General features: G+C 66.8%; 10 protein-coding genes and 1 pseudogene. 5 read left to right on the forward strand and 6 right to left on the reverse strand.

All coding sequences use genetic code 11. The features are described from left to right. Positions 1-130: 130 nt before the first annotated feature. The 3 genes from ACE3RX_RS22705 to ACE3RX_RS22715 all read right to left on the reverse strand — a co-directional run bounded on the left by ACE3RX_RS22705 (position 131) and on the right by ACE3RX_RS22715 (position 2,404). Positions 131-1,000 (reverse strand): VOC family protein, encoded by an 870-nt coding sequence (locus ACE3RX_RS22705; RefSeq protein WP_374487245.1) that lies wholly within the window; start codon positions 998-1,000, stop codon positions 131-133. A gap of 195 nt (positions 1,001-1,195) precedes the next feature. After that, complete coding sequence (locus ACE3RX_RS22710) at positions 1,196-2,047, reverse strand: class III extradiol dioxygenase family protein (RefSeq protein WP_374487246.1); 852 nt, start codon at positions 2,045-2,047, stop codon at positions 1,196-1,198. Between the two features lie 3 nt (positions 2,048-2,050). Next, positions 2,051-2,404, reverse strand: coding sequence for a protocatechuate 4,5-dioxygenase subunit alpha (locus ACE3RX_RS22715; protein ID WP_374487247.1), 354 nt, complete (start codon positions 2,402-2,404; stop codon positions 2,051-2,053). 87 nt (positions 2,405-2,491) lie between these two features. On the opposite strand from ACE3RX_RS22715, the gene ACE3RX_RS22720 reads away from it, so the two are divergent. From ACE3RX_RS22720 to ACE3RX_RS22740, 5 genes are all read left to right on the forward strand, one after another. Beyond that, on the forward strand, positions 2,492-3,421 hold the full coding sequence (locus ACE3RX_RS22720) for a LysR family transcriptional regulator (protein WP_374487248.1): 930 nt from the start codon (positions 2,492-2,494) through the stop codon (positions 3,419-3,421). A 145-nt stretch (positions 3,422-3,566) separates the two neighbouring features. Beyond that, positions 3,567-4,889: a GTPase HflX gene (gene hflX / locus ACE3RX_RS22725; protein WP_374487249.1), complete on the forward strand. Its 1,323-nt coding sequence runs from the start codon at positions 3,567-3,569 to the stop codon at positions 4,887-4,889. A 42-nt stretch (positions 4,890-4,931) separates the two neighbouring features. Beyond that, entirely contained in the window at positions 4,932-5,345 is a 414-nt protein-coding gene (locus ACE3RX_RS22730; RefSeq protein WP_374487250.1) for a hypothetical protein, read from the forward strand. An 18-nt stretch (positions 5,346-5,363) separates the two neighbouring features. Next, on the forward strand, positions 5,364-5,756 hold the full coding sequence (locus ACE3RX_RS22735; protein ID WP_374487251.1) for a VOC family protein: 393 nt from the start codon (positions 5,364-5,366) through the stop codon (positions 5,754-5,756). After that, positions 5,753-6,346, forward strand: a complete 594-nt coding sequence (locus ACE3RX_RS22740; RefSeq protein ID WP_374487252.1) for a GNAT family N-acetyltransferase — start codon at positions 5,753-5,755, stop codon at positions 6,344-6,346. Before ACE3RX_RS22735 ends, ACE3RX_RS22740 begins: the two co-directional genes overlap by 4 nt. Here the strand turns inward: ACE3RX_RS22740 and ACE3RX_RS22745 are convergent. The 3 genes and pseudogenes from ACE3RX_RS22745 to ACE3RX_RS22755 form a co-directional block, all read right to left on the reverse strand. Further along, positions 6,336-7,292, reverse strand: coding sequence for an AEC family transporter (locus ACE3RX_RS22745; protein WP_374487253.1), 957 nt, complete (start codon positions 7,290-7,292; stop codon positions 6,336-6,338). The genes ACE3RX_RS22740 and ACE3RX_RS22745 overlap by 11 nt on opposite strands. Before the next feature lie 78 nt (positions 7,293-7,370). Beyond that, the gene (locus ACE3RX_RS22750; protein ID WP_374487254.1) at positions 7,371-8,360 is read right to left on the reverse strand and encodes an aldo/keto reductase; all 990 of its coding nucleotides are present in this window, start codon (positions 8,358-8,360) and stop codon (positions 7,371-7,373) included. Between the two features lie 143 nt (positions 8,361-8,503). Further along, a pseudogene (locus tag ACE3RX_RS22755) lies at positions 8,504-8,747 on the reverse strand (oxidoreductase); the annotation flags it as partial.

The raw sequence follows: 8,747 nt of genomic DNA on the forward strand, positions 1-8,747 counted from the left end.
CCCCACAGGACATCCCCACAGGACATCCCCACAGGACATCCCCACAGGACATCCCCACAGGACATCCCCACAGGACATCCCCACAGGACATCCCCACAGGACATCCCGCAGAGGAAAAGAACAGTCTGCTTCAGCAGCCGCCCGGCTGCGCGTGATGAACCAGCTCGAACTGGGTGCCGCCGACCAGGGTGCGGGTCAGCGCGCCGAGCTCCCGGTTGCCCAGCAAGGACGCATCGACGAAATGGATGCCCCGCGATTCCAGCTCCGCCACCGCCTTTTCCACGTCAGGCACGCCGAGGCCGATGCGGTTGAAGCCTTCCTGCCAGTGGGCGTCCTCGGCACCGGCCGGCGGCTCGATGAACTGCAGGAAGAAGCAGCCGCAAGCACTTCGCATGATGGTGCCACGCGGCAGCACGCCGAAGCGCATACCCTCGGGCAGCGGCGTGAAACCCAGCACCCGCTCGTAAAAATTGCACCAGCGCGCCGTGTCGCCGGCCAGGATGTACTGCACGATGCCGAAGAAGTGCAGGCCGGCCAGCGCCGGCACGTCGAAGCGGGCCTCGGGCAGCGGCAGGAAATCCACCTCGTAGAAGGACACGCCAGCACGCCGGTCGAGCAGGAACAGCACCGCGCCCCCCGGCCCATGCACGCCAGGAATATTGAGCTCCATCGGCCCGGCCTGGCTGCTCACCGGCTGGGCGCCGCAAGCCAGCGCGTGGCGGTAGGCCACGCCGGCATCCGGCACGCGGATCGCCAGCGCCTTCAGCACCACCTCGGCTTCCGCGTCGGCCTCGCCTTCCAGCGCCCGCTCGTCGGCATTGACGATCACATTCACATCACCCTGCCGGTACAGCAGCACATCGCGCGAACGATGCTTCGCCACCGGCTGGAAACCCATGGCCAGCAGGGCCGCACCAAACTCCTTCGGCCGGCTGGTCGCGTACTCGACGAACTCGATGCCTTCTATTTCCGGTTCGCCGCCCAGTGCTTCAAATCCCATGCTCATTCCTCTCTGCCGGGCCCATGCCCAGGGACTGGATTGTCTTCGATAATTCTGACACGAAAGCCGGCCCCGTCTGCGCGCGGGCTCGCCTTTCAACAAGCACGAAAGGCGTCCGCGGCCCCTTCCGGGAACCGCGGACGCCCGCGTGCCTTCCTGCAAGCCGCCGCCCCTCGATGGGGCGGCGGCCATCCATCACTCCACGTTCTCGAACAACATCAGGCCGGCGGCCGTGTTGGAGATGGGAATGTGGTAGTTGGAGTGCAGCTTCTTCACCTGCTCCACACCACCCATGGCGGCACGGGCGGCGATCCACATCAGCAGCTCGATGCCCTGGGTGCCGGTGAAGTCCACCAAGTCTTCCACCGAGTACTGGGTCGCCCAGGCCGGATCGGTGACCAGGCTGTCCATGAACTTCAGGTCGAAGTCCTTGTTGATGAAGCCGGCCCGCTCACCGTCCAGTTGGTGCGAAAGACCGCCGGTACCGATGATCACCACGCGAGCGTCGTCGTCCCAACTGCGCACCGCCTCACCGATGGCCTGGCCGAGCTTGAAGCAGCGCTTGGCGCTGGGCAGCGGGTGCTGCACGGTATTGATGCACACCGGCACGGTACGCACCGGCCAGGCTTCGCCAGCGTTCGGCCACAGCAGCTTCATCGGCAGCGTGAAGGCGTGGTCCACCAGCATTTCCTGGCAGGTGGTGATGTCGAATTCCTTGTCCACCAGCGACTCGATGAGGTGCCAGGACAGGTCGAGGTTGCCAGGGAAAGCCGGCAGCGTCGGGATACCCCAGCCTTCGTCGGCATTGCTGTAGCTCTCGGCGGCGCCCACCGAAAAGGTCGGCATCTTGTCGAGGAAGAAGTTGAGGCCGTGGTCGTTGTAGATCACCACCGCCACATCGGGCTTCACTTCGTTGAGCCACTTCTGCACCGGCGGGAAACCATCGAAGAAGGGTTTCCAGTACGCATCTTCCTGCAGGCCGCCGGCAATCGCGCGGCCGATCGCCGGAACGTGGGAGGTCACAATGCCGCCAACAATCTTTGCCATGTCTTATTTCCCCGCTTCCAGCAGTTTCGCCTTGAAGGCTTCCTTGGTCATCCCGGTCTGCTGCGCACCGATGTCCTGCATGTCCAGCCCGAAGATGCCGGCGAACTTGGCCAGGTAATAGGCATTGCCGCCCGCCGCGATGAGGTCCAGCACATTGCGCTTGGCGATGGCCGCCGACTGCTCGGCGTTCAGGCCATACTTGAGGCAATAGGCCTCCTCGTCCTTCACGAACTCGGCACGGTTGGCCGCCGAGTTGAAGGAAAAGCACATCTTGTTGAGGGCGTAACCCTTGCGGGCGGCCTCACCGTCGAAAATCGGGGTGCCGGGAATCACCCGGCGCTGCTTCGTGTCAGCCATGCGTGTCTCCGTTGTTGGAATGTGATGACGTGACGGAGTTTGACCCTACGATCAAAATGGATAAATGCAAAGACGCCGAATCGTCCCATGAGTAATTTCGATCATTTGAGCCTCGATGGCCGCCTGCTGCAGCTGCTGGTGACGGTCATCGACGAAGGCTCCATCACCCGCGCCGCCGAGCGCCTCGGCGTCACCCAGTCGGCGGTCAGCCACCTGCTCGACAAGCTGCGCGGCATCGTCGGCGACCCGCTGTTCGTCAAGTCGGGGCGCGGCATCGTCGCCACCGCACGGGCCGAGGAGCTGGCCGTGCACGCCCGCGTGTTGCTCGACGAGCTGCGCCGCTTCGCCACTGCCGCCGAGTTCGATCCAACTCAGCTCGCCGCCACCTTCACCATCGCCGCCAACGACTTCCAGCGCGACCTGCTGCTGCCGCTACTGCTCGACCGCCTGCGCGCGGCAGCGCCGGGCGTCACGCTGCGGGTGATCCCGTCCGACGTGCCGACGCCGGAGATGCTGCGCGACGCGCACTGCCAGCTGGCCATCTCGCCACGCCCACCGGAGGCCGGCGACATCCTGCAGAAACGCCTCTTCGAGGACAGCTACCGGGTCTTCTACGACGCCGCCTGCCGTACCGCGCCGGACGGCCTCGACGACTACCTGGCCGCCGAGCATGTCACCGTGCTGTACGAGCCGCGACGCAGTCTCGACATCGACAATCTGCTCGCCGCCCAAGGCATCCAGCGCCGCTTCGTCGCCAGCGTGCCGGGCTTCGCCGGCATCCCGTCCTTCCTGCGCGGCAGTCCCCGCCTCGCCACGCTGCCGGGCCTCCTCGGCGGCGGCCTGCTGCACGGCCTGGCCAGCGTCGCCCCCCCGCTGCCCTGCCCGCCGATGCCGATGTACATGATCTGGCACCTGCGCCACCGCCACGACCCGGCCCACAGCTGGCTGCGCAACCAACTGGAAGCCGTCGTGCCCCTCGCTCTGGGCCACAGCGCCGGCGCTCCGGAGCACGCCTGAAAACAGCCTTCGCCATTAATCTGACCAACCGCCCCCTCGAGGCCGTCCGACTCGCACGCACGGCAAAGCCGCCACACTCATGCGGGCACGGCGGGGATTGACGGGTACCATCTGGCCTTGACCATCCTAAACAAGCCGATACCGCATGCACATTGAAGCCAAAGAAAAGCCCCGCTACGCCGTCGTCGCGGCCGTCCAGCTCCCCCAGGTCAGCGACATCGAGTTCGAGGCCTCGCTTAACGAACTACGCGAGCTGGCGAAAACCCTTGGCTTCACGGTCGTCCACACCTTCATCCAGAAACGCGCCGGCTTCGATCCGATGGCCTACCTGGGGGTCGGCAAGCGGCAGGAGATCCACGACTACGTCAACAGCAACCCCGCCCCCGACAGCGGGGATGCGCCCATCGACGCCATCCTGGTGGACCACGAGATCTCCCCGTCGCAGGCCCGCAACCTCGAACTCGAAGTCGGCTGCGAGGTGATGGACCGCACCATGGTCATCCTCGAGATCTTCCACCGCAACGCACGCTCCCGGGCCGCCCGCGCCCAGGTGGAAATCGCCCGCCTCGGCTACATGGCCCCGCGCCTGCGCGAACTGGCCAAGCTGGCCGGGCCGCAGGGTCGCCAGCGCAGCGGTATGGGCGGCCGCGGCGCCGGCGAATCCGCCACCGAGCTGGACCGCCGCAAGATCCGCGACCGCATCGCCGAACTGCAGCAGGAAATCATCGCCATGGACGCCGAGCGCAAGACCCAGCGCGCCCGCCGCCAGGAGCGCCAGGGCCTGGCCGGCGTCGCCCTCGTCGGTTACACCAACGCCGGCAAGTCCACGCTGATGCGAGCCCTGACCGGCAGCGAGGTGCTGGTCGCCAACAAGCTCTTCGCCACGCTCGACACCACCGTGCGCGTGCTCCACCCGGAGAGCGTGCCGCGCGTGCTGGTCAGTGATACCGTCGGCTTCATCAAGAACCTGCCCCACGGCCTCGTCGCCTCGTTCAAATCCACCCTCGAAGAAGCGCTCGACGCCTCCCTGCTGCTGCACGTCATCGATGCCAGCGACCCGGGCTTCCTGCGCCAGCTCGAAGTCACCGACGAAGTGCTCGCCGAGATCGGCGCCGAAGAAGTGCCGCGCATCCGTGTCTTCAACAAGATCGACCACGTCGGCGACGCCGAAGCCCAGGCCGAGTGCGAAGCCACGCTGCACGCCAAGTACCCCGGCTGCATCGTGATGAGCGCCCGGCGTCCCGCCGACGTCTCCCGCCTGCGCGATGAGATCGTCGCCTTCTTCCAGAAGGATCTGGTCGAAGCCGAACTCTTTCTGCCCTGGTCGGCCCAACAACTGCGCGGCGAGATCTACGCGCGCTGCCAGGTGCTGGGCGAACGCGCCGACGAAGAAGGCGCCTTCTTCCACGTCCGCGGCGAGGCCGACACCCTGACGGCCCTCAACGAACAGCTCGCCCAGGTGCGCTGACAGCCGAGCCGCTCCCCTCTGTCTACTGCCGAAATCGACATCATGAAAAAGACCTTACTGATCGGCCTCGCTGCCACCTCCGCCCTCCTCGGCGGCTGTGTCGTGGCCCCGGCCGGCCGGCCGTATTACCGCGAACCTGTCATGGTCGCCCCCCCGCCCCCCCGCGTGGAATACGTCGGCCCGCCGCCGGCGGCCGGCTACATCTGGATCGGCGGCTACTGGAACTGGGTTGGCAGTCGCCACGAATGGTCACCCGGCCACTGGGAAGCCCCCCGCCCGGGCTATCGCTGGGCCCCCCACCAATGGGAACGTGAAGGCGACCACTGGCGTCAGTCGGGCGGCCGCTGGGAGGAAGACCACGGACGCCGGGATTATCGGGACAACCGGGATAACGACCGCGACCGGGAGCGCGGCCGTGATCGCGGCCACGACCGGGATCGTGACCGGCGCGACTGAAGCGGGCAGGAGAATCCCATGAAGCTCGGCTACACCATCATCTACGTGCCCGACGTCGCGGCATCGATCGCCTTCTTCGAGCAGGCCTTCGGCCTGGTGCGCCGCTTCGTGCACGAATCCGGCACCTATGGCGAGCTAGACACCGGCGAGACCACGCTCGCCTTCGCCGCCCTCGAACTGGGCCACACGCACTTCCCGGCCGGCTTCGTCGCCGCCAGTGAATCGCCGCAGCCCCTCGGCTTCGAGGTCGCCTTCGTCACCCCATCCGTGCCAGAAGCCCACGCCCGCGCGCTGGCCGCCGGCGCCACCGAACTGCTGGCCCCGGAAGCCAAACCCTGGGGCCAGACCGTGTCCTACGTGCGCTGCCCGGACGGCACGCTGGTTGAGCTGTGCACGCCGGTGGGCGCGTGAACGCCAGCCCCCTGCCGCAGCTACCGTCGCCCCTCGAGATCGTCACGCCACGCCTGCACCTGCGTCAGTGGCGAGCCGCCGACCGGGCGCCGTTTGCGGCCCTCAACGCCGACCCGCGGGTCATGGCGCACTTTCCAAGCACTCTTGATCGTGCAGCCAGCGACGCGATCGCCGAGCGCTGCGAAGCCCTCATCGCCGAGCGCGGCTGGGGTTTCTGGGCGGTGGAGCGGCGGGACTCGGGCGACTTCATCGGCTTCGTCGGACTCAACGTGCCGACCGCAGCGCTGCCGTTCGCGCCCTGCGTGGAGATCGGCTGGCGCCTTGTCCACGCGGCCTGGGGTCAGGGTCTGGCCAGCGAGGCGGCACGAGCCGCGCTGGCGGCCGGCTTCGAGACGCTGGGGCTGTCGGAAATCGTGTCCTTCACAGCGCTGTCCAACCGCCGCTCCCAAGCCGTCATGGAGCGGCTGGGCATGCGGCGGACCGCCGAGGATTTCGACCACCCGGTGCTGCCGGAAGGACATCCGCTACGCCGCCACTGCCTCTACCGGCTGGACGCCGACGCCTGGCACTCAGCCGGACTCAATGCATGAGGCCAAAGCCCGGCACGTGGTGGAGCAGCCAGATCGCCGCGGCGATGGTCACGAAGGATGCCACCGTGGCCACCAGCAAGGTGGCCGCGCAGAAGCCCTCGCGGCCGTGCTTCTGGCCAAAGATCGGATAGATGCTGAGCATCGGTGCGCTGGCCAGTAGCACCGCGCCAGCACCGAGCAGCGGGTCCACTGGCCCGAACAGGTACAGCCCGAGAGCCACCGCCAGCGGATGCAGGATCAGCTTGGCGAAACTGACGACGCCCACATCCAGCAGCACGTCCTTCAGTGGCAACCCGACCAGGCTGCCACCAATGAAGAACAGGGCCACCGGCGCCGACGCCGCGGCCACCATCTCAACCGCCTTGGTGATCGGCGGCGGCAGGCTCAGGCCGAAGAAGGAGAACGCAAAGGCGACGAAGATCATCACCACCAGCGGGCTCTTGCGCAGGCCGAGCAAGGCCCGCCCGAAGACGCGGAAGAAGGGCTCATGGCGGGCCTTGCCGGCATCGCCGAGAGCCAGGCACAGGGGCAGCATCAGCATGTTCTCGACGATCATCGACAGGGCCAGGGCCATCGACGCGGTGGGGCCGATCACCTGCAGCGCGATCGGGTAGCCCACGTAGGCGCTGTTGGCCGAGCCCATGCCCATGCCGATCAGGCTGGCATGTTCAAGACTCTGCCCACGCACCAGGCGCGCCCAGGCGACGCCGATACCCACCATCGCCACCGACCCGAACAGGTAGGCGCTCAGGTAAGGCAGGTTCAGCACCTCGGCGAAAGAACGCTGGGAGATCGACTTGAAGACCAGCATCGGCAGCGCAATGCGGATCACGAACGCGCCCAGCGCGGTCAGCCCCGCCTTCGGAAAGATCTCGGTCCGCACGGCCAGGTAGCCCATGCCGATGAGCACGAAGATCGGGGTGGTAATGGCGAGGATGGCCAGCATGAGGAAATGGGATCTCAATAAATGCACAAGGGGCGAACGAGTTCGCCCCTGCTATGTGTCGTCAGAAACCGGCCTGGATCACCCGGGCTGGAATTCCTCGGTATCGATCTCGGCCTGGGTGGCCGCATTGTAGCGGGTGCCGATGACCGTTCCTTGATTGATCACAGCTTCGAGGCGGGCGATCAGGTCGGGCTTCAGCGTGACCTGCGCCGCGGCGAGGTCTTCCTGCAGATGGGCGACCGAGGTGGTGCCGGGAATCGGCACGATGTCCTCGCCCTTGGCCAGCAGCCAGGCCAGCGCGAGCTGGGCCGGTGTGCAGCCGGCTTCCTGCGCCAGCGCCGCGTAGGCTTCGTAGAGGCGCAGGTTGGCGGCGTAGTTGTCGGGCGCGAAGCGCGGCATGGCGCGGCGGATGTCCTTGGGGTCGAAGGCCGCCACGTCCAGCGGGCCGCCCAGGAAGCCGCGGGCCAGCGGGCTGAAGGCCACGAAGGCGACACCCAGCTCACGGCAGGCGTCGAGCACGGCAATTTCCGGGTTGCGCGTCCACAGGGAATACTCGGTCTGCAGCGCGGCGATGGGATGCACCGCGTGGGCCTTGCGCAGCGTCTCCGCCGACACCTCGGACAGGCCCAGCGCACGCACCTTGCCGGCCTTCACCAGCTCGGCCATCGCGCCGACGCTGTCCTCGATGGGTACGGTCTTGTCCCAGCGGTGCAGGTAGAGCAGATCGATCACGTCCGTCTGCAGGCGGTCGAGGCTGGCCTCGACGCTGGCGCGGATGGTTTCCGGGCGGCCGTCGATGACGCGCTTGCCATCCACGCCGTGCATGCCGCATTTGCTGGCCAGCACGAAGCGCGACCGATGGGGCGCCAGCACGCGGCCGAGCAACCGCTCGTTGGCGCCGAAACCGTACAGCGCAGCGGTATCGAAGAAATCGACGCCGGCATCGAGGGCCTTCAGCAGCACTTCCGCCCCCTGCTCCGGCGCCGGCGGCACGCCGTAGGCGTGGCTGAGGTTCATGCAGCCGAGGCCGATGGGGGACACGGCAAACGGACCGATCTTGCGCTTCATGAGAGTTCCTGTTGTCCTGAATTTCCGCGGGCAACTACCGTCCTTGTAGGGGCGAATTCATTCGCCCGCGGTGCGTGGGTCAAGCCCCGAGGGCGAATGAATTCGCCCCTACAGGACTCTCCCCACAGGTTTCCCCCCGGGCCTCAGGCACCGGCGTTGAGTTGCTGTTCCAACTGGTGAAGCACCTTGTAGCAGGGCAGCACGCTGGCCACACTTGCGTTGGGCTGGCGGCCTTCGCGGATGGCGGCGAAGAATTCTCGGTCCTGCAGCTCGATACCGTTCATCGACACATCGACCTTGGACACGTCGATCTTCTCTTCCTTGCCGTTCACCAGGTCGTCGTAGCGGGCGATGTAGGTGGCGGTGTCGCCGATGTAGCGGAAGAAG

This window comes from Zoogloea sp., from assembly GCF_041914405.1.
Classification (GTDB): domain Bacteria; phylum Pseudomonadota; class Gammaproteobacteria; order Burkholderiales; family Rhodocyclaceae; genus Zoogloea.

Coding starts and splice junctions, on each gene's coding strand:
- ACE3RX_RS22705 (WP_374487245.1), bottom strand. CDS start 1,000: ATGGGATTTGAAGCACTGGGCGGCGAACCGGAAATAGAAGGCATCGAG.
- ACE3RX_RS22710 (WP_374487246.1), bottom strand. CDS start 2,047: ATGGCAAAGATTGTTGGCGGCATTGTGACCTCCCACGTTCCGGCGATC.
- ACE3RX_RS22715 (WP_374487247.1), bottom strand. CDS start 2,404: ATGGCTGACACGAAGCAGCGCCGGGTGATTCCCGGCACCCCGATTTTC.
- ACE3RX_RS22720 (WP_374487248.1), top strand. CDS start 2,492: ATGAGTAATTTCGATCATTTGAGCCTCGATGGCCGCCTGCTGCAGCTG.
- hflX (WP_374487249.1), top strand. CDS start 3,567: ATGCACATTGAAGCCAAAGAAAAGCCCCGCTACGCCGTCGTCGCGGCC.
- ACE3RX_RS22730 (WP_374487250.1), top strand. CDS start 4,932: ATGAAAAAGACCTTACTGATCGGCCTCGCTGCCACCTCCGCCCTCCTC.
- ACE3RX_RS22735 (WP_374487251.1), top strand. CDS start 5,364: ATGAAGCTCGGCTACACCATCATCTACGTGCCCGACGTCGCGGCATCG.
- ACE3RX_RS22745 (WP_374487253.1), bottom strand. CDS start 7,292: ATGCTGGCCATCCTCGCCATTACCACCCCGATCTTCGTGCTCATCGGC.
- ACE3RX_RS22750 (WP_374487254.1), bottom strand. CDS start 8,360: ATGAAGCGCAAGATCGGTCCGTTTGCCGTGTCCCCCATCGGCCTCGGC.